Origin of the sequence: Actinomadura luteofluorescens, assembly GCF_013409365.1 — a bacterium.
Classification (GTDB): Bacteria; Actinomycetota; Actinomycetes; order Streptosporangiales; family Streptosporangiaceae; genus Spirillospora; species Spirillospora luteofluorescens.
The window spans coordinates 489969-511340 of the sequence record NZ_JACCBA010000001.1; the positions used below are offsets into that span (position 1 = coordinate 489969).

Sequence of the window (21372 nt, forward strand, 5' to 3'; positions counted from 1 at the left end):
GTACGATCGTCCCGACGAGAGGAGGCGCCGGGTGTACCGACCGCGCGTGACCGTGGACCGCAGCAGCCCCGTCCCGCTGTACTACCAGCTCGCACAGCAGCTGGAGGCCGCGATACGGGAGGGCGAGCTGTCCCCCGGCACCCGCCTGGAGAACGAGGTCGAGCTGGCCGACCGGTGCGGGCTGTCGCGCCCGACCGTCCGGCAGGCGATCCAGCACCTGGTGGACCGGGGGCTGCTGGTGCGCAAGCGCGGCGTCGGCACGCAGGTGGTGCAGTCGGAGATCCGCCGCCCGATCGAGCTGACCAGCCTGCACGACGACCTGGCGGCCGCCGGGCGCGAGCCCCGCACCGAGGTCCTGGAGCTCGGCCCCGTCCCCGCCGAGGACCAGGTGGCCAAGGAGCTCGGCGTCACGCCCGGCGCCGAGGTCGTCCGGATGCGCCGCCTCCGGTTCACCGGCGACGAGCCCCTCGCCCTGCTCACCAACTACCTGCCGCTCGACCTGCTCGCGATCACCGAGGCCGACCTCGCCGAGCACGGCCTGTACGAGCTGCTGCGCGCGACCGGCATCAACCTGCGCATCGCGAACCAGACGATCGGCGCCCGCGGCGCGACGGCGGCCGAGGCCCGGCTGCTGGACGAGCGGCGCGGCGTCCCGCTGCTGACCATGACCCGCACCGCCTACGACGACAAGGGCGGCGCGATCGAGTACGGCTGCCACGTCTACCGCGCCGACCGGTACTCCTTCGCCCTCACCCTCGTCGAGCGCTAGCGGGCCCGCCGGGGCCCGGCCGGCCAACGCCCGGTGAAATCTCTTGATCAATTAGAGCGCTCTATTGAATTAGAGCGCTCTAATGCCTACCGTTCAGGCATCCCCCACGCATCAGGAGGAACCCGATGCAGTTGCGACCCACCCCCCAGGGCGCCCGCCTGGCGGCCGCGGCGACGACCGCCGCGCTCGCCGCGGCCTTCCTGTCGGCGGTCCCCGCGGCCGCCGACGGCGACGAGCTCGCCCAGGTCCGCGCCGCGCTGGAGACGCCCGCGAACCTCGACGACGACGCGGGCGGCAACGCCAACGCCGACGACCCGGCCATCTGGAGCCACCCGGACGACCGCGACGGCGACCTGATCGTCGCGACCCTGAAGCAGGGCGGCCTCGCGGTGTACGACGCCGCCGGCCGGCAGATCCAGCGGCTCGCCGCCCCCACCCCGCCCCGGCCCGGCGACGAGCCCGGACGGTTCAACAACGTCGACCTGATCTACGGCTTCCAGCTCGGCCGCCGCAAGGTCGACCTGGCCGTCGTGTCCGACCGCGGCCGCGACACCGTCCGCGCCTACGCGATCGACCCCGCGAAGGCCGAGGCCCACCGGGCCCCGCTCACCGACGTCACCGACCCCGCCGCCCCGCCCGTCTTCTCGTCCTCCCTCGACGAGATCAACGAGCAGGCGACGGCGTACGGGCTGGCGTCCTGGAAGGACTCCCGCGGCACCTCCTACGTCGCGCTGAGCCGCCGGCACACCTCACGGATCGGCACCGTCCGGCTGGAGGCCACCGCCGCGGGCACCATCACCTACCGGCACGTCCGCGACGTCGACCTGCCCACCTCGTTCGCGCTGCCGGGCGGCGGCACCTGGGCTCCGTGCGAGGACCCCGGCGAGGGACCGCAGGTCGAGGGCATGGTCGCCGATCCCGAGAACGGGGTGCTCTTCGCCGCCCAGGAGGACGTCGGCATCTGGCGCATCCCGCTGGGCGGCGGCTCGCCGCAGCTCGTCGACAAGGTCAGGGAGTACGGCGTCCCCGCCTCCTACGACCCCGAGACCGAGGAGTGCGCCCCGAGCGGACCCGACCCCGGCGCCGGAGGCACGCACCTCACCGCCGACGCCGAGGGCCTGTCCATCTACCGGCAGGACGACGGTGAGGGCTACCTGCTCGCCTCCAGCCAGGGCGACGACACCTTCGTGGTCTACGACCGCCAGGACCCGCGCCGGTACCTCGGCCACTTCCGCGTCGCCCCCGGCGCCACGGTCGACGGCTCGGAGGTCTGTGACGGGGCGATGGTGACCAGCGCCCCCGTCGGAGGGTTCGGCAAGGGCCTCCTCGTCGTCCACGACGGTGTCAACACCCCCGTGGTCACCGACGGGAACGGCGAGGTCAGGGAGAACACCAACTTCAAGCTGGTCGACTGGGAGGATGTGGCGGACCCGCTCGACCTGGACGTCACGCCCGGCGACTGGGATCCGCGCGACTAGCGACGAACCGCACCGACGCGAGTCGCCGCCATGCCCCATGGCGGCGACTCGCCGTACCCGGGGAGAACACCGCATGGCCCATCCGACCCTGGAGGACGTGGCGGCGCGCGCCGGAGTGTCGCGCGCGCTCGTGTCGCTGGTGATGCGCGGCTCCCCCAAGGTCGGCAAGGAGCGCCGCGAGGCGGTGCTCCGGGCGGCCCGGGAACTCGGCTACCGGCCCAACATGATGGCGCGGAGCCTCGCGGCCGGACGGACGGGCATGATCGGCGTGCTCCTCTCCGATCTCCACGACCCCTGGTCCTCCGCGGTCCACGACGGGCTGGCCGACGAGGCCGCCCGGCGCGGCGTCCGGCTGCTGCTGGCCACCGGGCGCGGCAGCCCGGCACGCGAGCGGGCCGCCCTGGACGACCTGCTCGACCTGCGCCCGGACGGTGTCGTCCTGGCCGGGCCGAAGCTGGCCGCCGCCGACATCGAGCGCGCCGCGGCCAGATGCGCCGTGACCGTGGTCGGGCGCTCCGTCCGCTCCGACCGCGTCGACTGCGTGACCGGCGACGGCGCCGCGGCCGTCGCGCGGGCGCTCGGGCACCTGGCGGACCTCGGGCACCACCGCGTCGCCTGCCTCGACCTCGGCCCGCGCCCCTCGCCGCTGCGCCGCGCGTGCCCGGACGTCGCCGCCGGCCCGGACGAGCTGTGGCGGGCGCCCGCGCCGCCGACGGCCGTCCTCGCACTCGGCGACACCACGGGCACCGGCGCGCTCATCGCGCTGCTGCGCGCGGGCAAGCGCGTGCCAGAAGACGTCTCGCTGATCGTCCACGGCGACCCGCCGGGAGCGCGGGCCGAGGCAGTCACGACGATCGCCTCACCGCCCGCGGAGCTGGGCCGCGAGGCCGCGGCGCTCCTGCTGGAACGGATCGGCGAGGGGGCGCGGTCGACGGCGCGGCGCGTCACCGTCCCGCCGCTCCTGAACGAGCGCGGCACCGTCCGGTAACCCGCTTCCCGGCGTCGGCGGCGGCCCTCCAGGCCCCGGAAGCGACGCCCGCAGGCGTGCCCTCCCGGCTCCGGCCGGGTGCGCCGCACGCCCTTCACGCATGCCCGCGGTACACGGATTCGCGTGCTCGCGCACCGGTTTTGGCCGCACGCGGCCGTCGGAGCCGAGCCGTGTGCCGGCGTTTCCCCAGCTCCGCCCAGTTGACGGGCCGGTACGGCAAGACGCCAGTCCAAGTAAGAACGTCAAGATGTAAGAACAAAGTCTTGACTGCCGTTCCGGCCCGGGCTACAAATGTGGCCCGAACCACACCAAGATGACGAGCAGATGAACAACCGGTGTCCGCCGCCGGTCCATCAGATGAACTCGCCATCCGATCGGACGGGACATGGGAGGCACCATGCGGGTCGGACTGCTGGGCGCGGGGCGGATCGGGGCGTCGCACGCCCGGTTCCTGGGCGGCCATCCCCAGGTCGACAGCCTGCTGATCGGAGACGCCGACGTCCGCCGCGCCGCGGCGCTCGCCGGGCCGATCGGCGCCCGGGCCGGGGACCCGGAGACCGTGCTCACCGCCGGGCTCGACGCGGTCGTCATCGCCACGCCGACGTCCACGCACGCCGAGCTGCTCGTCCGCGCCTGCGACGCCGGCGTCCCCGTGTTCTGCGAGAAACCGGTCGCGCCCGACCTGCGCTCGACGCTGGAGGTCCGCGACCGCGCCGCCAAGACGGGGGTGCCCGTGCACGTGGGCTTCCAGCGCCGCTTCGACGCCGGATACGCGGCGGCGCGGCAGGCCGTGCTCGACGGACGGCTGGGAGCGCTCCACCGCGTCCACCTGGTCACCGCCGACCCGGCGCCGCCGCCGGCCGAGTACGTCCGCTCGTCCGGGGGGATCTTCCGCGACTGCCACATCCACGACTTCGACATCCTGCGCTGGGTCACCGGGCGGGAGGTCGACTCGGTCACCGCCGTCGGCGCCAACCGCGGCGACGCCTACTTCTCGGCCGCCGGGGACGTGGACACCAGCGCCGCCGTCCTGGCCCTGGACGACGGGACGCTCGCCACGCTGCAGGGCTCGCGCTACAACGGCGCCGGCTACGACGTGCGCATGGAGCTGTCGGGCACCGCCGGCACCTGGGTGGTCGGGCTCGACGAGCGCGCCCCGCTCCGGTCGGCCGAGCCCGGCGTCGACTGGCCGCCCGGCGGCCCGTGGACCGACTTCCAGGAGCGCTTCGAACCCGCGTACGCGAACGAGATTGGAACGTTCCTGGAAATGGCCAGGGGCCGCGTGGACAGCCCCTGCACGGTCGACGACGCGCTGCAGGCGCTCCTCGTCGCCGAGGCCGCCACGCTCTCGCTGCGCGAGGGCCGCAGCGTCCCGCTCGCGGAGATCCGATGATCTGGGCGGTGGCGTTCGGCGCGGTCGCGCTCGCCTTCGTCTGGGTGACCGGCGTCAACGACGGCGCGGCCCTGCTCGGGCTCAGCGGGCGCTACCCCCGCTCGTCCGGGCCGCTGCTGACCGCGCTGGTGCTCGTGCCCCTCGTCCTCGTCCCGCAGCTGACGGTCGCCGTCGCGCGGACGTTCACCGAGGGCCTCACCGACCTCGGCGACCGGCGCGGCGCGCTCGCCTTCCTGCTCGGCGTGACCGTCGCCCTCGCCGTCGTCGCCGCCCTCACCGGGCGCGGCCTGCCGACCAGCCTGACCCTGGCGATCGTCGGCGGCATCGGCGGCGCCGGGCTCGGCATGGGCCTGGACGTGGCCTGGGGCGGGCTGGGCCTGGTCCTGCTCATCGGCGCCGCCGCCCCGCTGGTCGGCACGTCCGTCGGGTTCGGGCTCGGGCTCGCGTCGCGGCGCGTGCCGTCCTTCGCCGGGATGCCCGCGGCCGTCAGGACCGCCCACGTCCTGGCCTACACCGCCCAGTGCGCCGCCTACGCCGCCAACGACGGGCAGAAGATGCTCGCCGTCGTCAGCGTGGCGCGACACGTGGTGTCCACGCGGCGGCTCGGCGGGGTCGGCCCCGTCCAGCCGACCCCGGTGGTGCTCATCGCGATCGCCGTCGTCTTCTGCGCCGGCGCGCTGAGCGCCGTCCACCGGGTGGGCGAGCGGCTGGGGCGCGGGCTCGTGCTGGCCAGGCCGCTGCACGTGGTGTCCACGGAGGCGGCGGCCGCCGCGTCGGTCGCGGCCAGCTCGCTCGCGGGAGCCCCGGTCAGCATGACGCAGTCGGTCACCGCGGGGGTCGTCGGCGTCGCCGCCAGCGAGGGCGCCTCCCGGGTGCGCTGGCAGAACGTCGTCGGCATCGGCGCCGCGTGGCTGTTCACGCTGCCGCTCGCGTTCGCCGGGGGGACCCTCGGCGGCATCGCGGTGAGGGCGCTGTGAGCGCCGCCGTCCGGCCCGTCCGCCGCATCCGCCTGGTCTGGGACGACCTGCGCGGACGCTCCGGAGACCGGGTCGTCGGGCAGGTCGCCCGGCAGATCCGCGCCGTCCGCGACGGCGCCGAGCTGGCCCGGGAGATGGCCGCCGGGCGGGTGCCCTCCGGGGAGGCCCGCGCCCGGATGACCGAGATCGAGCACGCGGGGGACGCCGAGCGCGCCGCGCTCGCCGCGATGCTGCGCGGCGTCCTCGCCACCCCCATCGACCGGGAGGACCTGTACCGGCTCTCCCGCTCCGTCGACGACGTCCTGGACAACCTCCGCGACTTCGTCCGCGAGGCCGACCTGTTCGGGCCGCCCGGACTCGGCTTCGCCGTCCCGCCGCTGGACGCGGTGCTGGAGGGGCTGACCTCCCTCGACACCGCCGTCCGGATGGTCCTCGCCGAGCCCGCCGCGGTCACCGTCGCGGCGCTCGGCGCGCGCAAGGCCGGCAACCGGGTCCGGGAGACCCGGCAGGCGGCGCTGACCCGGCTGTTCGCCGGCCCGCTGGACATCGACGTCCTGCGCCGGCGCGAGCTGCTCGACCGCCTGGACGCGGTGGGGCGGCGGCTCGGCGAGGCGGCCGACGCGCTCTCGGACGCGATGCTCAAGCGCAGTCACTGATCGAACCATGAAGCCGCAGGTCGGGGCTGCGGGCCCGCAAGGAGAGGACCCACCATGATCCGCACCATGAGGAGAGGGCGCCGGGTACAGGCCGGAGCCGCCGTCGCCGTCGCCGCCGCCCTCGCCACGGCGGCACTGGGCGCGTGCGCGCCGTCCAGCGAGGGGCGGGCCGGAGCCGACCGGCCCCTGCCCACCGTGACCGTCGAGGACGCCGCGTCCTTCGACCTCAACGCGCTCATCGCCGCGGCGAAGAAGGAGGGCAGCGTCCTCGCCTACGACGGCAGCGGCGACGTCAAGGACATGGCCGCCGCGTTCGAGAAGAAGTACGGCATCAAGGCCGAGGGCGAGAAGTCCAAGGCCGCCGCGACCGCGGAGAAGATGACGCGCGAGGCCCAGGCCGGCAACGTCACCATCGACGTCAGCCTGTTCGAGGACGGCCCGATGCTCGTCGGCCAGCTCCTCCCCCAGAAGATCGTCACCACCTGGATCCCGCCGGACCTCGCCGGGACCATCGCCGAGAAGAACCGCAACCCGCTGATGATGATCTCGAAGGCGTACGTGTTCGCCTACAACCCCAGGCTCAACCCCGGCGGCTGCCCGGTGAAGAACGTCTGGGACCTGACCGACCCCCGGTGGAAGGGCAAGGTCATGTTGCAGGACCCGCTGGGCAAGGAGGTCTTCACCCAGTGGTTCACGCAGCTGTCGGAGCGGAGCTCCGACAAGCTCGCGGCGGCCTACGAGCAGCTGGGCAAGGGCAAGCTCAAGACCGGCGAGGACGACGCCGCCCACGAGTGGGTGAAGCGGTTCGCGAAGAACGACCCGGTGCTGACCACCGAGGACGAGGACGTCGCGACCGCCGTCGGCGCGCCCAACCAGACCCGGACGACGATCGGGCTGTTCTCGATCGCCAAGTTCCGCGACCTGGAGGGCAAGAACTTCGACATGAAGGTCTGCGAGGGCCTGAACCCCTGGGCGGGCTTCGCCTACCCCAAGTTCGCGACGATCGCGGCGAAGTCCGAGCACCCCAACGCCGCCAAGCTGTTCGTCCACTTCGCGATGTCGAAGGAGGGCTTCGACCTCGAGGCCCACTCCGGCGGCGTGTCCGGCAACGACGCGGTCGGGGTGAGCCCCCACAACCCGCCCGGCCTCACCGACTGGAACACCCAGCTGTACTGGTTCGCCTCCGACCAGCTGCTCGCCGACTTCCGCAACCGCCAGGACATCAAGGACTTCTGGCGCGTCAACCACTCCTGAGCACTGCCCGACCCCCGGCGGGCCGCACGAGCGGCCCGCCGGGCTCCACCCCGGAGGAAGAACCCATGGCGGTCGCCGCCTCCGCACGGCCCGTGTCACGCGGCCGGCGCGTGCTCTACCGGTCCCGCGTCCTGCTGCGCAACCCCACCGTGCTGCTCGGCCTCGTGCTGAGCGCCGCGCTGCTCTACCTCGTCATCGCCCCGCTCGTCTCGGTCGTCTCGGACGCGGGCCGCGTCCAGTACGGCGACGAGGCCCGCTCCGGCCAGGGGGCGGGCTCGTGGACGAGCTACTACCTGTGGCGGGTGTTCCGCTCCCCGGTCAGCCGGCTGCTGTTCTGGGAACCGCTCCTGCACACCCTCACGGTCGCGGTCGGCGTCATCGCGTTCGCGCTCGTCGTGGGCGGGTCGATGGCGTGGCTCGTGACCCGCACGAACGTCCCGGGGCGCACGTTCCTGGCCGGCGCGCTGGTCGTGCCGTACATGCTGCCGTCCTGGACGTTCGCGCTGGCGTGGCTGTCGCTGTTCAAGAACGAGCGGTCCGGCGGGCAGGTCGGCTACCTGCAGGGCGCCGGGATCCACACCCCCGGCTGGCTCGCCTACGGGCCCGTGCCGATCATCGTGACGCTCGGCCTGCACTACTACCCGTTCGTGCTGCTGCTGTTCGGCAACGCGCTGCGCCGGATCGACTCGCAGCTGGAGGACTCGGCGCGCATCCTCGGCGCCGGCGGCCGGACGGTCCTGCGCCGCATCACGCTGCCGCTGATGCTGCCCGCGCTGTCGTCGGCGGTGCTGCTCGTCCTCGGCCGGGTCCTCGGCACGTTCGGCACCCCCTACATCCTCGGGCTGCCGAGCGACTACAACGTCCTGTCCACGAGCCTGTACCACGCGATCCGCGACCGCAGCACCGGCGTCGCCTCGACGCTGGCCGGCGTGATCGTGCTGGTCGGGGTGCTCGTCGTCGTGGTCGACACCCGGCTGGTGCGCGAGCAGCGGCGGTTCGTCACGGTCGGAGGGAAGGGCGCCATGGACCGGCGCGGCGACCTGCGCCGCTGGCGCTGGCCCGCGTTCGGGCTGGCGATGGCGGTGTTCGCCGCGAGCGTCGTCGTCCCGGTGCTGACGCTGCTGCTGTCCACGATCACCAAGACGCCCGGCGTGTTCAGCCCCGGCAACTTCACGCTGAAGTACTGGTTCGGCTCCGACATCGAGGGTGCGGTCGGCTTCCCGCACGGCGTGCTGCGCGGAGGCGAGCTGTGGGAGGCGGCCTGGAACAGCGTGCGGATCGTCGGGCTGGCCTCGCTGGTCTGCGGCTTCGTCGGGCTCCTCGTCGGGTACGTGGTGGTGCGCGGCGCCGGGAGCCGCGTCTCGGCGTTCCTGCGGCAGGTGTCGTTCCTGCCGTACCTGGTGCCCGGCATCGCGTTCGCGGCCGCGTGCCTGTCGCTGTTCGCCGTCCGGCGCGGCCCCGTGCCCGCCCTCTACGGGACGATCACGCTGCTCGTCCTGGTGATGGTGGTGACGCACCTGCCGTACTCGTCCCGGTCGGGGATCTCGGCGATGATGCAGCTCGGCCGGGAGCCGGAGGAGGCCGCGCAGATCAGCGGGGCGCGCTGGCCGACCCGGATGGTCCGCATCATCATCCCGATCCAGCGGGGGGCGCTCGTCACCGGCGTGGTCCTGCCGTTCATCTCCGGGCTGAAGGAGCTCAGCATCGTCATCATGCTGACCACGTCCGGGACGCAGCTGCTCACCACCCTGTCCATCGGGCTCGTCGACTACGGCTACACCCAGCTCGCCAACGGCGTCGTGCTCGTCATCGCCCTGCTCTCGTTCACCATGACCTACCTGGCCCAGCGGCTCACCAAGAGCAGCCTGGCCTCGGGCATCGGAGGTTGACCATGCCGGCCATCACCCTCAGCGGAGTGGTCAAGAACTACACCGGCGGCGGCCGCGCCGCGGTGCGCGACCTCGACCTCGTCATCCCGGACGGGTCCTTCACCTGCCTGCTCGGACCGTCCGGCTGCGGCAAGACCACCACCCTGCGCATGATCGCCGGGCTGGAGCAGCCGACCCGGGGCGAGATCACCGTGGGCGACCGGGTCCTGGACTCGGTCGAGCGCGGCGTCTACGTCCCGCCGGAGAAGCGGGACATGGGCCTGGTGTTCCAGAACTACGCGCTCTGGCCGCACCTCACCGTCCGCGGCAACACCGAGTTCGGGCTCCGGATGCGCAGGGTGCCGGCGGAGCGCCGCAGGGCCCGCGCGCAGGAGGCCCTGGAGAAGGTGCGCGTCGCCGACTGCATGGACCGGTACCCGTCCCAGCTGTCCGGCGGCCAGCAGCAGCGCGTCGCGCTGGCGCGGATGCTCGCCGTGGACCCCGACGTCCTGCTGCTGGACGAGCCGCTGTCCAACCTCGACGCGCGGCTGCGCCTGGAGATGCGGACGGAGCTGAAGCGCATCCACGAGGAGACGGACGCGACGGTCGTGTTCGTCACCCACGACCAGATGGAGGCCATGACGATGGCGACGCACATCGCCGTCATGTCGGAGGGAGAGCTCCAGCAGGTGGCGCCGCCGATGGAGATGTACGAGCGCCCGGCCAACCGGTTCGTCGCCGAGTTCGTGGGAAGCCCGCCGATGAACATCGTCCCCTTCGGTGAGGAGCCCGAGGGGCTCGCCGGGTCGCTGCTGCGTTACGTGGAGAAACGCGCCGGACTGAGCGGGGCTGCGTGCGCGGGCGTCCGGCCCGAGGCGCTGAGGCTGGCCCGGTCGCGGGACGAGGTGCCCGGCACGGCCTGGGCGGACGAGGCCGTCGTCGAGACCGTCCTGCCGACCGGGTCGAGCTGGACCGTGCAGCTGCGCGTGATGGACACCGACCTGTTCGCCGTCACGCACGAGGATCCCGAGGCCGCGCCGGGCGACCGGCTCCACTGCTGGGCGCGCCCCGAGCGACTGCACGTGTTCGCCGGGGACGGATCCCGGATGGGCGCCTGGGACGACGCCGCCGCGCCCGTTCAGAAGGCGGCCTCGTGACCGCGTCCCTGCGCCCGCCGCGGGCGCTGCTGCTGGACTTCGGCGGCGTGCTGGTCGAGACGTCCAAGCGGGACGGCTGGCAGGCGGCCCTTTCCAAGGAGGTGCACGCGACCCTCGCCGGAGCGGGCTCCCGCGAGCTGGACGCCGCCGCGATCGAGACCGACATCAGGGCGGGCGCGGCCGCGGACAAGTGCTGGAAGGACGCCATGTCCCGCCCGTACGCCCCGCGCGAGACGACCCACGCCGCGTTCTGGGGCGACTACGTGGCGGCCGACTGGCCCGCGCCCGCGCGGCAGCTCGTCGTCGCGCACGCCACCCCGCTGTGCAAGCGGATGGGCGAGCTGCGGCAGGAGCGCCGCACCCGTCCCGGCATCCCCGAACTGCTCGACGCCGCCGCCGGGTTCGGCATCCCCTGCGCGGTCGTGAGCAACGCGCTGTCCGGCGCGGTGCACCGGGACTACACCGCCTCGACCGGGCTGGCGGGCAAGCTGGCTCTGGAGGTCTACAGCGACGAGGTCGGGATCCGCAAACCCAACCCGGAGATGATCTGGATCGCGACCCGCGCCCTCGGCGTCGAGCCCTCGGACGCGTGGTATGTCGGCGACAACTTCGACCGGGACGTCCTGTGCGGGCACCGCGCCGGCATCGGCGGGAACGTGCTGATGGTGGCCAAGGGCACCCATGACGTCCCGTACGAGGTCCGGTGCCGTCCCGACGCCGTCGTCGACGACGGGCACGGGCTGCTGGACCTGCTCACCGCCACGATCGAAGGAGAACAATGAGCGTCGACGTCCCCGCCTCGCGGGAGCTCGCCGGGATCGCCGAACTCGCCGCCCGCGCCACGGGGGACCGTCTGCGGACGGCGTTCCGGTCGCGTCCCGAGGTCGATCTCAAGCGCGACATCCACGACCCGGTCACCGTGCACGACCGGGCGGCGGAGGAGACGATCCGGGAGGTGCTGGCCGAGCACACCCCCGGCAGCGTCGTCGTCGGTGAGGAGGGCGGCGTGGGCGGCGGAGACGGCGGGGACGGCGACCTGCGCTGGTTCGTCGACCCCATCGACGGGACCGCCAACTTCGCCGTCGGCCTGCCGTTCTTCTGCGTGTCCATCGGCGCGGCCATGGGCGGCGAACTGGTGGCGGGCGTGGTGTACGACCCGGTGCGCGACGACATGTTCACCGCGTCCCTGGGCGGCGCCACCTGCAACGGCGAGCCGATCCACAGCCGCGGAGCGACCCGCGACGAGAACGCGGTGCTCGTCACCGGCTACCCGAACGCGCGGGAGATGCATCGCCGCGGTGAGGAGTCGCTGCGGAGTTTCGGCTCGCTGGTGAACGCGTTCGCCACCGTGCGACGTCCGGGCAGCGCCGCCCTCACCCTCGCCCACGTCGCCGCCGGATGGGCGGACGTGGCCTACGGAACGTCCGTCAACGCGTGGGACGTCGCGGCGGCCGTGCTGCTGGTCAGGCAGGCCGGCGGCACCTACCTGCCGCTGGACGGGGAGCCCGGCGGCAGCGACTGGGAGGCCCCCGGGTACCTGGCGTGCGTGGGCGGCTTCGACCTCGGCGGCTCCGCCATCGCCGAGGTCGCGGGACTCGTGAACGCCGGGGAGCCGGCATGAGCGCCACCGGGCTGCGGACGGTCGACTGGATCGTCACCGACCTGGACGGAACGCTCGTCGGGCGCGACCTGAAGATCGTCGAGTCGAGCCTGGCCGCGCTGCGCCGCTTCGTCGCCTCCGGCGGCACCGTCGTCATCGCCACCGGGCGCAGCGAGGAGGCCGCGCTGCCGTACTACCGAGCGCTCGACCTGACCACCCCCGCCATCCTGTACAACGGGGCCCGCGTGGTCGACCTCGGCACCGGCGCCGTCCTGCACCGGCGCTGCCTCGACGTCGCCGCCTGGGCGAAGCTCACGCCGCTGTTCGCCGAGCTGCCCTCGGGCGTCTGGCCGGTCGCGTTCGCCCAGGGCCGCGCCCACACCACGGGTTCCTCAGCGGCGCTGCGGGAGTACGCCCGCCGCGACGGGATCGACCTCGGGCACATCGCGTCGTGGGACGACCTGCCGCTCGACGACATCGTCAAGGTCATGCTCATCTGCGACCGTCCCGAGCTGATGGATCCCACGGAGGAGGCGGTGGCGGCGGTCGTGTCCGGCGTCACCCTGGTCAGGTCCGAGAGCACCTACCTGGAGGTGCTGCCCGCGGGCGCGACCAAGGGCACGGCGCTGCGCGAGCTGGCCGCGGCCCGGGGCGTGGCCCTGAGCGCCGTCGCGGCGATCGGCGACAACCCGAACGACCTGGACATGATCCAGGCCGCCGGTCTCGGCGCCGCCGTCGGGGACGGCGCCGAGATCGTCCGGTCCGCCGCCGACGTGGTGGTGGGCCCCTGCGACGAGGGCGCCGTCGCCGACCTCGTGGCCCGCGTCCTGCCGTGATCCTGACCGTCGTCGGCTGCGCCGGCTCCGTCCCGGGGCCGGAGGCCGCGTGCTCCTGCTACCTGCTGGAACACGACGGCTTCCGGCTCCTGCTGGACGCCGGGACGGGGGCGCTCGGCCCCCTGCAGCGCTTCGCCGACCCGTGCGCGATCGACGCCGTCGTCATCAGCCACCGGCACCGCGACCACTGCTCGGACCTGGTGCCGCTCGCCTACCTGCGGGACCGCAGGGGCGCCACCGCCCGGCTGCCCGTGATCGCCCCGGCGGGGACCGGGGCGCACGTCGCGGCCCCGCCCGGCTACGGGCGGATCCTCGACTGGCAGGCCCCGCCCGCGGGACCGTCCGGGCTCGGACCGCTGACGATCGAGACGGCTCCGGTGCGGCATTCCGTACCGGCGCAGGCCGTCCGGGTCACCGCCGGATCCGCGAGCCTCACCTACTCGGGCGACTCCGGTGAATGCGCCGAGCTGCTGGAGCTTGCGCGCGGAACGGACGTCCTCCTGTGCGAGGCGGCTGCGGCCGTCGAGACCCCTGGCTCGGCCGCCGCCCACCTCACCCCGGCGCAGGCGGCGCGCCTGGCCCGGGAAGCCGGCGCCGCCCACCTCGTCCTCACGCACCTGCGCCCCTGGGCCGACCCCATGGCGGCCCTACGGGAGGCCCGCGCGTCTTATCGCGGGCCCGTGACCCTGGCGACTCCCGGCCTGAGACTGATCGCCTGACCGCCGGGCGAGGCGCCCCTCAGTGAGGGGCGCCCCGGCTTCCGGTGAGGGAGCGCGCGTCAGCGGGCGAGGTCCGTCCAGAATCGGAGGTGGTGCTCGGCGGCCAGGTCGACGGGGCGGATGCCGCCGCTGCCGGGCGCGAGGGACTGGACGTGAGGGGTGCGGCCCCCGGTCGCCCTGAACAGCGGCCACCGCGGGCCGCCGGCCGTCGCGGGCCGTCCCGTCGCGGCGAAGCTCGTCCAGTAACCGAGCATCTGCCGGGCGAGGGTCCGCTGTTCGGCGTCCAGCTTGGGCGGAATGCCGCCCAGGTCGAACAGGTACCACAGCTCGGACGCGTGCTGGGCGCCCATCGGCATCTTCGGGGGCCCCGGGGCCAGCGCCGGCGCGTTCGGGTCGGCGAACTCGTACTCGTACACCGGCACGCGCCGGGCCAGGTCACGCGCCATGGCGTACTGCGCGTGCACCCACTTGCGGTCGGTGGCGATCGCCGACCAGGCCAGCGCCGCCGAGTCGTAGGACGAGCGGGGGTACTCGGCCCTGACCGCCTTCTCGTCCTCGCCGAACGTCTCGGTCATCACCGTGTCGAAGGTCTGCTCGGTCATGGGTCCGCGCTGGCCTCCGCCGGCGTCCTCGTAGACCGCCGTCGACTGGGTGGCCTCGTCGTGGGTGTTCCCCGACAGCACCGGCACGTGGTGGAACCGTCCGGCACGCAGCGCGTCGGCCGGCCGGGTCGGCAGCACGTCGGTGCCGTAGGCCGGGAACATGTACTGCCCCAGCACCGGCATCAGCTTGTCCACGGGAAGCGCGCGCAGGCAGGCGACGACCGCCTGGTCGTCGCCGGTGCAGCCGACCTCGGAGGCGGTCCGCCGGCCGCGCGCCTCGACGGCCGTGCGCGGCTGGAGGATCTCCGCGGCCTTCTGCCCGCGGTAGTCGAAGTTGTCGGGCCAGCCGACCGAGCAGGAGCCGGTCTGCAGGATGACCTTGCTGAACAGGCCCCTCGCGCCCGGCGAGGTGAGGTGGGCGCAGCCGCTGACCGCGCCCGCGGACTGGCCGGCCAAGGTGACGTTGCGGGGGTCGCCGCCGAACCTGGCGATGTTGCGGTTCACCCAGGACAGGGCGGTCTGCTGGTCCTTGAGGCCGTACGTTCCGGATCCCTCCAGGCCGGGGTGGCCGAAGAAGCCGAACACGCCGACCCGGTAGTTGACGGAGACGACGACGGCGTCGCCCTGGGCCGCCATGCGGTGGGCGTCGTAGTTGCTGCCGGCGCCCATGTAGAAGCCGCCGCCGTGCACCCACACGATCACCGGCCTGGGCTTGGCCGGGTCGCCTTTCGGCGTGGTCACGTTCAGGTAGAGGCAGTCCTCGTTCCTGCTCCCGGTGGGAACCTCGCCGGGTTCCTGCGGGCACGGCGAGCCCGGCCGGGTGGCGTCCCGCGCGCCCTTCCACCGTGCCGGCGGCCGCGGATCCCGCCAGCGCAGCGCGCCCACCGGCGGCGCTGCATAGGGGATGCCCTGGAAGGTCCGGACCTCCCCGTCGAGCCTGCCTCGGACCGCCCCGTACTCGGTGCGCACGACCTGACCGTCGTTCCCGCCCCCGCCGCTGAGCCTCGCGGTCTGGGCGCCGGCACACGACGTCGCGGCGCCCACCGCCCCGATCAGCGCGACCAGCGCCGGTAGCGGGCGCCGCCTCCCGACCTTCATCAGTGATGTCCTTCCATGCTGTCGATCGCCCGGACGATCACCAGTCCAGCGGACGGCGCGGGGGGCGCACCAGCGGCGAAGGCGGATGCGCGCTGCCTACGAAAGTGGATCCCGGCCTGCCATCCTTCGGTGATCGCGCGGTCGTGGGCGGACGCCGGGGCCGCGCCGGCCCCTACCGTGTGCGGCATGCGATTCGTCCCGGCACGTGCGACGCGGACCGTCCGGGCCCGGCTGCTCGACCCGGCGATCCTGGTGTGCGTCGCCGCCCTCACCTGGGTGCCGCCGATCCCGGACGGGCCCGCCGGAGAGGGCCCGTGGGCCGGGGTCGCGGGCATGCTCGCGGTCGGGGCCGTGATCGTCGCCGGGCGGCGGGCCGGCGCCGAGGCACCGGCGGCTGCCGCGGCCGCCGCCGGTGTGACGGTGTGGGCGCTGTCGACGTCCGGCCGCTTCGCCTCGGCGGGCGAGCCCACCAACCTGCTGATGTCGCTCGCCCCCGCCTTCCTGACCTACGCCGGGCACCTCTACGGGCGGGACCGCCGGCGCGCCTGGACCATGGTGGTCCTGCTCGGGCTCGCCGCCGTGCACCCGTGGGAGACCTCGCAGAAGGTCGCCGCCGACGGGCTGCTGTACGTGTGCGCGCCGATGCTGTTCGGGTTCTACCGCGAGGCCAGGCAGATGCTCGTGCGGACCCTGACCGACCGCGCCCGCGACGCCGAGCGCGAACGGGACCTGTGCGCCGAGCAGGCCAGAGTCCGGGAGCGCACCCGCATGGCCGTGGAGCTGCACGACGTCGTCACGCACCGGGTGAGCCTGATGGTGCTGCACGCCGGGGCGCTGAGGATGACCGCGGCCGACCGTGCCGTGCGGGAGACGGCCGAGAAACTCCGCGCGACGGGATGCGAGGCGCTGGTCGAGCTCCGCGAGCTGATCGGCGTGCTGCGCGGTTCCCAGGCGTCCGCCCCCGAGCGGAGCATCCCCCCTCCCCCGGCCCCGGTGGCCGCCGGAGCCCTTTCTCCGGAGGCGCCGCCGCGGATCGACCGGTCGGACCGGTGGTTCGCGGCCGCCGCGGGCGCCTGGACGCTGCTGATCAGCACTCTCGTGGCCTCGGTGCCTCCGACCGGAGCCGGCGAACCCGTCCTCCCCTGGCTGGAGATCGCCCTCCAGCTGCCCCTGGCGGCGGCCCTCGTCCTGCGCCGCCGCCATCCCCACGCGGCCGCCGCGCCGACGCTGGCCGGGACGGCGGTCCTGCTCGTCCTCGCCGTGACCGGCGCCATGGACCTGCCGGTGACGGGCGGCTCCACCAGGCTGGTCCTCCCGGCGACCGCGCCCCTGGCGGCCTACTGCGTGGCCGCGTACTCCAAGCGTCCCGGCCTGGGCGCGGCCATGGTGGCGGCACTGCTGCTCGTCGCCGTCCGGCCGTGGGCGCCCCACGCGGCCGTCGTCTCGGTCGGGGCGGTGTTCATCGGGCTGCCCGCGCTGCTGGGGCTGTACGCCGGAGCGTGGCGACGCCTCGTCGCGGCCCTGACCGAACGCGCCGAACGGGCGAGGCGCGAGCGGTGGCTGCTGGAGGGCCGGGCCCGGGCCGAGGAACGGGCCAGGCTCGCCCGCGAGATGCACGCCATCGTGTCCGGCCGGGTGAACGACATGCTCGGCTGCGCCGAGCGGCTGGGCGGCGCCTCCCCCTCCGCGGAGATCGCGCGGGCCCACGCCGATCTGGTCGCGAACGGCCGGCGGGCCCTCGACGAGCTGCACCACCTGGTCGGCGCGTTCCAGTCCGGCGACGCCGCCGCGGAGACCGCGGACGGGCCCGGCGGTCCGGCGGGGCTCGCGGGGCTCGCCGCCGAGTCCGCGTCCGTCGGCGTCCCGGTCGAGCTCGTCGAGGAGGGCGACCCGGCGGCGGCGTCCCCGGCGATCATCCGGACGGCGCACCGCATCGTCGGGGAGGCGCTCACCAACGTCCGCAAGCACGCGCACGGCGCGCACGTGCGCGTGGCGGTGCGCTACCTCCCCGACCAGGTGCGGGTCAGGGTGAGCAACGGAAGGCCGCCCGCCGGGCCCTACCGCGGGGAGCGGGAACTCGCGGCCGGGGGCTCCGGCACCGGGCTCCTCGGCGTTCGGCAGCGGGTCGACCTGGTCGACGGGACGCTGGTGGCGCGGCCCACCGAGGACGGCGGATTCGTGATCGATGCGATACTGCCCGCATACGTGCCCACGTCATCGCACCCACAGCACCCGACCCCACAGCACCAGGCGCCGCCGTGACGGCCCGCCGCACGCGACCGCGCCACGAACCGGGAGAGCCGAGCCCGTGAGCCCCGACCCGATCCGCGTCCTGATCGTCGACGACGAGCCGATGGTGTGCGCGCATCTGCGCACCATCCTCGGATCGGCCGGCGACATCGAGGTGGTCGAGCCGGCGCATGACGGGGAGGCCGCCCTGCGGGCCGTCGAACGGCACCGGCCCCACGTCGTCCTGATGGACCTCCGGATGCCGGGCATGGACGGGATCACCGCGACCGAACGTCTCACCGCGCGCCCGGCGCACCCGGTGATCGTGGTGCTGACCACCTTCGACGCCGACGAGTTCGTGCTGCGCGCCCTGCGCGCCGGCGCCGCCGGGTTCCTGGTCAAGTCGACGCCGCCGGAGGACCTGATCGGCCTCGTCCGGGTCGCCCGCGACGGGCACACCGTGCTGTCGCCGGAGGCGACCAGGCGGCTGCTCGCCGCGTCGTCGGCCGGAGAGCGCGACAGGGAGCGCGCCCGCCGCCTGGTCGCCGGGCTGACCGAACGCGAGGCCGAGGTCCTGGCCTGCCTCGGCGAGGGGTTGTCGAACGCCCAGATCGGCAGGCGGCTGTCGCTCACCGAGGCCACGGTGAAGAGCTACGTCTCGCGCATGCTGGTCAAGCTCGGCTGCGAGAACCGCACCCAGGCGGGGCTCGCCGCCCACAACGCGGGCCTGGTCGGCTGAACGGCCGACCGGCCGGCGAGCGACCGCGGCGTCATGACGGCGTTCGGGTACCTGACTCCACGAGGACGGCGAACCCGTCGAGATGGCGTGCGAGACCGTACTCGAACAGCCCTTCCAGGTCCGACGTCGTCTCCTCGTGAACGGCCGCGAGCAGGGGAAAGCGGCCGCTCCGCATGAGCTCGTCGGTCCGCTCGCGCCGGTCCAGCCGCCACCGCGTGAGCGTCACACCGGTCTCCTGCTCCGCCTCGGCCTCGTTCGCCAGGGGCAGCGCGATGTTGATCACCAGCGCGTGCAGGGTGAGCGCCTCCCTGGTCCGCGTCGTCATCGACAGCCCGAGCCCGTCGAGCGCGCGCATCGTCCACTCGGTGTGCTCCAGCATGTGGGGGACGAGCAGCGGGCGGGTCAGCGAGATGGCGCTCGGCAGCCAGAGATGCCGCCGGCACAGGTCCCACTGGAGCCGCGCGATCAGTTCGAGCTTGGCGCGCCACCCCTCCGGCCCCGGGCTGGGCAGCTCGGTCGAGCCGAAGGCGGCGTCGGCCATCTGCGCCACCAGCTCGTCCTTGTTCGCCACGTACCGGTACAGCGACATCGGGGCGATGTCGAGTTCGGAGGCGAGCCTCCGCATGGACAGGGCGTGGAGCCCCTCGACGTCGGCGATGGCGATCGCGGCGCGAAGGACGTGCTCCAGGCTCGGCGCCTGCCTGCCGGGGCGGGGCCGCGGCGCTCCCGCCGCCGCGCCCGGGCCGGCGGGCCGCCGTGGCACACCGCGCGCCCTCACCACCGATCCGGCGCCGACCTTCGCCTCGACCAGCCCCTCCTCGCGCAAGGTCGCGATCACTCTGGTCGCGGTCGCGATGGCGACGTCCCACCGCTGGGCGATCTGGCGGATGGAGGGCACCCGGTCGCCGGGCCGCAGCCGGCCGTCCTGGATCTGGGCCCGGATGTCCGCGGCGATCCGCCGGTAGGGCGGATCCGGCCGCGGGGCCGATGACGCCATAGGACACCCCACTCCACCGGCGGGGCCGGATCCCCGCGCGATCAGACTAGTGCACTCATCGCGACACTAGTGCACTTCCTCGATTCCACCTGCCTGATCGGCCCCCATATATCACGACTCTCGATACGTTGTCCCAAAGCGAGTAGACGGCGTACACCCCGTCCGGCGGGCCGACGCCGGGGACCGAATCGGTGTGAGCCCGCGCCGGGTCAGGCGTTGCCGCCCCATCGGGTGCCCGCGTACCGGGCGAGCGTCATCTCGATCTCCTTGCGGGAGCCCTTGAGCCGGTGGACGGGCACCACCATGATCCAACCGGTCTGCCTGTCCAGGTAGCACAGCGGATTCCGCGGTCCCCGGACCGCCGGCAGGGGCGCACCCGGCATCGGGGACACGCACACCGCCCACCCGGCCGGCTTGGCGCGGCGCACCGCGACCCGGCCGATCTCGTGCCATCCGTAGTGGACGCGGCGGCCGCTGTACTGGAGTTCGAGCCCATCGGCGCCGACCCGGAGTTCGCACGGTCTCCAGAGCGCGTCCAGATGCGGGATCACCCATTTCACCGGGACGCGCACGAGCCAGAAGGCGGTCACGGCCAGAATCGCGATGATCAGGGTGAGGAACGCCCCGGCCGAGTCCGCCGACCCCATCGCCGAGTCCACCGCCAGCAGGCCGACAGCGATCCCCGTGAGAAGTCGGAGAACGTGGCCGATGAGCCCGAGGACCACGGGCGCGACACTGGCCTCGAACCGCACCGACGGGGGAGGGCCGAGCTGCCGGGTCCGCCGATCCCGGTTCTCGAAGGACCCTGTCACATCGTGCGCCGACACGTCGGTGGTGGTGGAACCGGTGACGTGATACCGCGTCAGCATGTCCTGCACGGGACGGGGAAGCCACGCACCGCCGTCACCGCCCGAGGACAGCACTTCGACCAGTTCTGCCGGGCTCGGCCGTGCGGCGGGATCCTTGGCGAGGCAGTCCGCGACGACGCCTTTCAACGCGTCGGGCAGCGCGTCCAGGACCGGGGACTTGTGCACCACCCGATAGGTCAGCGCCTCCACCGGCCCCTCCCCGAACGGCCGGACGCCCAGGGCGTAGGCGAGGACGGCTCCGAGGGCGAACACGTCGCACGCCGGCGTGATCGAACCCTCGGAGATCAGCTCTGGCGCCATGAAACCGGGGGTTCCGGCCCGGGACGTGACCCCGGAGGCGTCGACCGCCCGGGCGATGCCGAAATCGATGACGCGCGGCCCGTCCGCGGCGAGCAGGACGTTCGATGGTTTGAGGTCACGGTGGACGACTCCGGCGCGGTGGACGGCCTCCAGCGCCTCCGCCAGCCCGGCCCCCAGCGCCAGAGCCGAGGCCGGCGGGAAGGGTCCGAGCTCGGCGACCGCGGTGGCGAGCGAAGGCCCCGGCACGTACGCCGTGACCAGCCATGGAACGTCGGCCTCGGGATCCGCGTCGACGACGGGGGCGGTGTGGAATCCGCCCACCTGGCGTGCGGCCTCCACCTCGCGTTTGAAACGGCGGCGGAATTCGGCGTCGGCGGCGAACCCGGGGTGGACCAGCTTCACGGCGACCGGCCGGCCGCCGGGGGACGTTCCGAGGAACACCTGCCCCATTCCGCCGGCACCGAGTCGGGCCGACAAGGTGTAACGACCGATCGCGCCAGGGTCGCCGGGCCGTAGAGCGTCCACCGCACTCCCAGGGTCGGTCCGCGGTCCTTGAGTCGGGAATACCGCGGAGCGCCCGCTCATGGTCTCCTCAGATTGCCCTGATCACGTCCGCGTGTCTTTGACCGTGCTTCCACGATCCTTTGACACCTTTTCCATCGACCTCTGCTGACACGGGCGCCTGCCGCACGTCGTCGCAGGGCGGTACCCCTGGACGGCCCGTCCGCGCGGGGAGGGAACGGTGTAGCGTTGATCGTCCAAGTGCCCTCATGGCCGTCACGAGTGGACCTGGGGAAGCCAGTGATCGAAACGGTGTACAGAACCGAGGACTTCCCCCCGGCG

General features: G+C 73.8%; 18 protein-coding genes. 15 read left to right on the forward strand and 3 right to left on the reverse strand.

Translation table 11 applies throughout. The annotated features are described in order from the left end of the window. Window positions 1-31: 31 nt before the first annotated feature. From BJY14_RS02210 to BJY14_RS02270, 13 genes are all read left to right on the forward strand, one after another. Window positions 32-769, forward strand: coding sequence for a GntR family transcriptional regulator (locus BJY14_RS02210; protein ID WP_312878913.1), 738 nt, complete (start codon window positions 32-34; stop codon window positions 767-769). 125 nt (window positions 770-894) lie between these two features. Next, entirely contained in the window at window positions 895-2247 is a 1353-nt protein-coding gene (locus tag BJY14_RS02215) for a phytase (protein WP_179842039.1), read from the forward strand. 73 nt (window positions 2248-2320) lie between these two features. Next, window positions 2321-3235: a LacI family DNA-binding transcriptional regulator gene (locus BJY14_RS02220; RefSeq protein WP_179842040.1), complete on the forward strand. Its 915-nt coding sequence runs from the start codon at window positions 2321-2323 to the stop codon at window positions 3233-3235. Window positions 3236-3632: 397 nt separating this feature from the next. Further along, window positions 3633-4628 (forward strand): Gfo/Idh/MocA family protein, encoded by a 996-nt coding sequence (locus BJY14_RS02225; RefSeq protein WP_179842041.1) that lies wholly within the window; start codon window positions 3633-3635, stop codon window positions 4626-4628. Beyond that, a complete protein-coding gene (locus tag BJY14_RS02230; protein ID WP_179842042.1) occupies window positions 4625-5605 on the forward strand; it encodes an inorganic phosphate transporter in 981 nt (326 codons plus the stop codon). The genes BJY14_RS02225 and BJY14_RS02230 overlap by 4 nt, the downstream gene beginning before the upstream one ends. Next, the gene (locus BJY14_RS02235; RefSeq protein ID WP_218905003.1) at window positions 5602-6261 is read left to right on the forward strand and encodes a DUF47 domain-containing protein; all 660 of its coding nucleotides are present in this window, start codon (window positions 5602-5604) and stop codon (window positions 6259-6261) included. Before BJY14_RS02230 ends, BJY14_RS02235 begins: the two co-directional genes overlap by 4 nt. A gap of 66 nt (window positions 6262-6327) precedes the next feature. Continuing rightward, window positions 6328-7515: an ABC transporter substrate-binding protein gene (locus BJY14_RS02240; protein WP_179842043.1), complete on the forward strand. Its 1188-nt coding sequence runs from the start codon at window positions 6328-6330 to the stop codon at window positions 7513-7515. Between the two features lie 65 nt (window positions 7516-7580). Next, window positions 7581-9404 carry an ABC transporter permease gene (locus BJY14_RS02245; RefSeq protein WP_179842044.1) on the forward strand — a complete coding sequence of 608 codons (1824 nt, stop codon included), beginning with the start codon at window positions 7581-7583 and terminating at the stop codon, window positions 9402-9404. Between the two features lie 2 nt (window positions 9405-9406). Continuing rightward, window positions 9407-10540 (forward strand): ABC transporter ATP-binding protein, encoded by a 1134-nt coding sequence (locus BJY14_RS02250; RefSeq protein ID WP_179842045.1) that lies wholly within the window; start codon window positions 9407-9409, stop codon window positions 10538-10540. After that, window positions 10537-11322 carry an HAD family hydrolase gene (locus tag BJY14_RS02255; RefSeq protein WP_312878914.1) on the forward strand — a complete coding sequence of 262 codons (786 nt, stop codon included), beginning with the start codon at window positions 10537-10539 and terminating at the stop codon, window positions 11320-11322. The genes BJY14_RS02250 and BJY14_RS02255 overlap by 4 nt, the downstream gene beginning before the upstream one ends. After that, the gene (locus tag BJY14_RS02260) at window positions 11319-12161 is read left to right on the forward strand and encodes an inositol monophosphatase family protein (protein WP_179842046.1); all 843 of its coding nucleotides are present in this window, start codon (window positions 11319-11321) and stop codon (window positions 12159-12161) included. The genes BJY14_RS02255 and BJY14_RS02260 overlap by 4 nt, the downstream gene beginning before the upstream one ends. Beyond that, entirely contained in the window at window positions 12158-12976 is an 819-nt protein-coding gene (locus tag BJY14_RS02265) for a Cof-type HAD-IIB family hydrolase (RefSeq protein ID WP_179842047.1), read from the forward strand. The genes BJY14_RS02260 and BJY14_RS02265 overlap by 4 nt, the downstream gene beginning before the upstream one ends. Then, window positions 12973-13695 carry an MBL fold metallo-hydrolase gene (locus BJY14_RS02270; protein WP_179842048.1) on the forward strand — a complete coding sequence of 241 codons (723 nt, stop codon included), beginning with the start codon at window positions 12973-12975 and terminating at the stop codon, window positions 13693-13695. The genes BJY14_RS02265 and BJY14_RS02270 overlap by 4 nt, the downstream gene beginning before the upstream one ends. Before the next feature lie 59 nt (window positions 13696-13754). On the opposite strand, the gene BJY14_RS02275 is transcribed toward BJY14_RS02270, so the two are convergent. After that, complete coding sequence (locus BJY14_RS02275; protein WP_179842049.1) at window positions 13755-15395, reverse strand: carboxylesterase/lipase family protein; 1641 nt, start codon at window positions 15393-15395, stop codon at window positions 13755-13757. 186 nt (window positions 15396-15581) lie between these two features. Between BJY14_RS02275 and BJY14_RS44820 the strand changes: the two genes are divergently transcribed. Beyond that, on the forward strand, window positions 15582-17657 hold the full coding sequence (locus BJY14_RS44820; protein WP_246395759.1) for a sensor histidine kinase: 2076 nt from the start codon (window positions 15582-15584) through the stop codon (window positions 17655-17657). Window positions 17658-17703: 46 nt separating this feature from the next. After that, complete coding sequence (locus tag BJY14_RS02285) at window positions 17704-18363, forward strand: response regulator (RefSeq protein WP_258940824.1); 660 nt, start codon at window positions 17704-17706, stop codon at window positions 18361-18363. A gap of 31 nt (window positions 18364-18394) precedes the next feature. Here the strand turns inward: BJY14_RS02285 and BJY14_RS02290 are convergent, their stop codons facing one another. Together BJY14_RS02290 and BJY14_RS02295 are read right to left on the reverse strand one after the other, a co-directional pair. Further along, window positions 18395-19360: a TetR/AcrR family transcriptional regulator C-terminal domain-containing protein gene (locus BJY14_RS02290; RefSeq protein WP_179842051.1), complete on the reverse strand. Its 966-nt coding sequence runs from the start codon at window positions 19358-19360 to the stop codon at window positions 18395-18397. A gap of 209 nt (window positions 19361-19569) precedes the next feature. Further along, window positions 19570-21114, reverse strand: coding sequence for a serine/threonine-protein kinase (locus BJY14_RS02295; RefSeq protein ID WP_281382050.1), 1545 nt, complete (start codon window positions 21112-21114; stop codon window positions 19570-19572). Window positions 21115-21372: the final 258 nt, after the last annotated feature.

Excerpts from the sequence above, each read along its gene's own strand:
- BJY14_RS02260 (WP_179842046.1), top strand. The coding sequence starts at position 11,319 with ATGAGCGTCGACGTCCCCGCCTCGCGGGAGCTCGCCGGGATCGCCGAA.
- BJY14_RS02245 (WP_179842044.1), top strand. The coding sequence starts at position 7,581 with ATGGCGGTCGCCGCCTCCGCACGGCCCGTGTCACGCGGCCGGCGCGTG.
- BJY14_RS02275 (WP_179842049.1), bottom strand. The coding sequence starts at position 15,395 with ATGAAGGTCGGGAGGCGGCGCCCGCTACCGGCGCTGGTCGCGCTGATC.
- BJY14_RS02240 (WP_179842043.1), top strand. The coding sequence starts at position 6,328 with ATGAGGAGAGGGCGCCGGGTACAGGCCGGAGCCGCCGTCGCCGTCGCC.
- BJY14_RS02230 (WP_179842042.1), top strand. The coding sequence starts at position 4,625 with ATGATCTGGGCGGTGGCGTTCGGCGCGGTCGCGCTCGCCTTCGTCTGG.
- BJY14_RS02265 (WP_179842047.1), top strand. The coding sequence starts at position 12,158 with ATGAGCGCCACCGGGCTGCGGACGGTCGACTGGATCGTCACCGACCTG.
- BJY14_RS02290 (WP_179842051.1), bottom strand. The coding sequence starts at position 19,360 with ATGGCGTCATCGGCCCCGCGGCCGGATCCGCCCTACCGGCGGATCGCC.
- BJY14_RS02225 (WP_179842041.1), top strand. The coding sequence starts at position 3,633 with ATGCGGGTCGGACTGCTGGGCGCGGGGCGGATCGGGGCGTCGCACGCC.
- BJY14_RS44820 (WP_246395759.1), top strand. The coding sequence starts at position 15,582 with ATGCGATTCGTCCCGGCACGTGCGACGCGGACCGTCCGGGCCCGGCTG.
- BJY14_RS02215 (WP_179842039.1), top strand. The coding sequence starts at position 895 with ATGCAGTTGCGACCCACCCCCCAGGGCGCCCGCCTGGCGGCCGCGGCG.
- BJY14_RS02295 (WP_281382050.1), bottom strand. The coding sequence starts at position 21,114 with ATGAGCGGGCGCTCCGCGGTATTCCCGACTCAAGGACCGCGGACCGAC.
- BJY14_RS02220 (WP_179842040.1), top strand. The coding sequence starts at position 2,321 with ATGGCCCATCCGACCCTGGAGGACGTGGCGGCGCGCGCCGGAGTGTCG.
- BJY14_RS02250 (WP_179842045.1), top strand. The coding sequence starts at position 9,407 with ATGCCGGCCATCACCCTCAGCGGAGTGGTCAAGAACTACACCGGCGGC.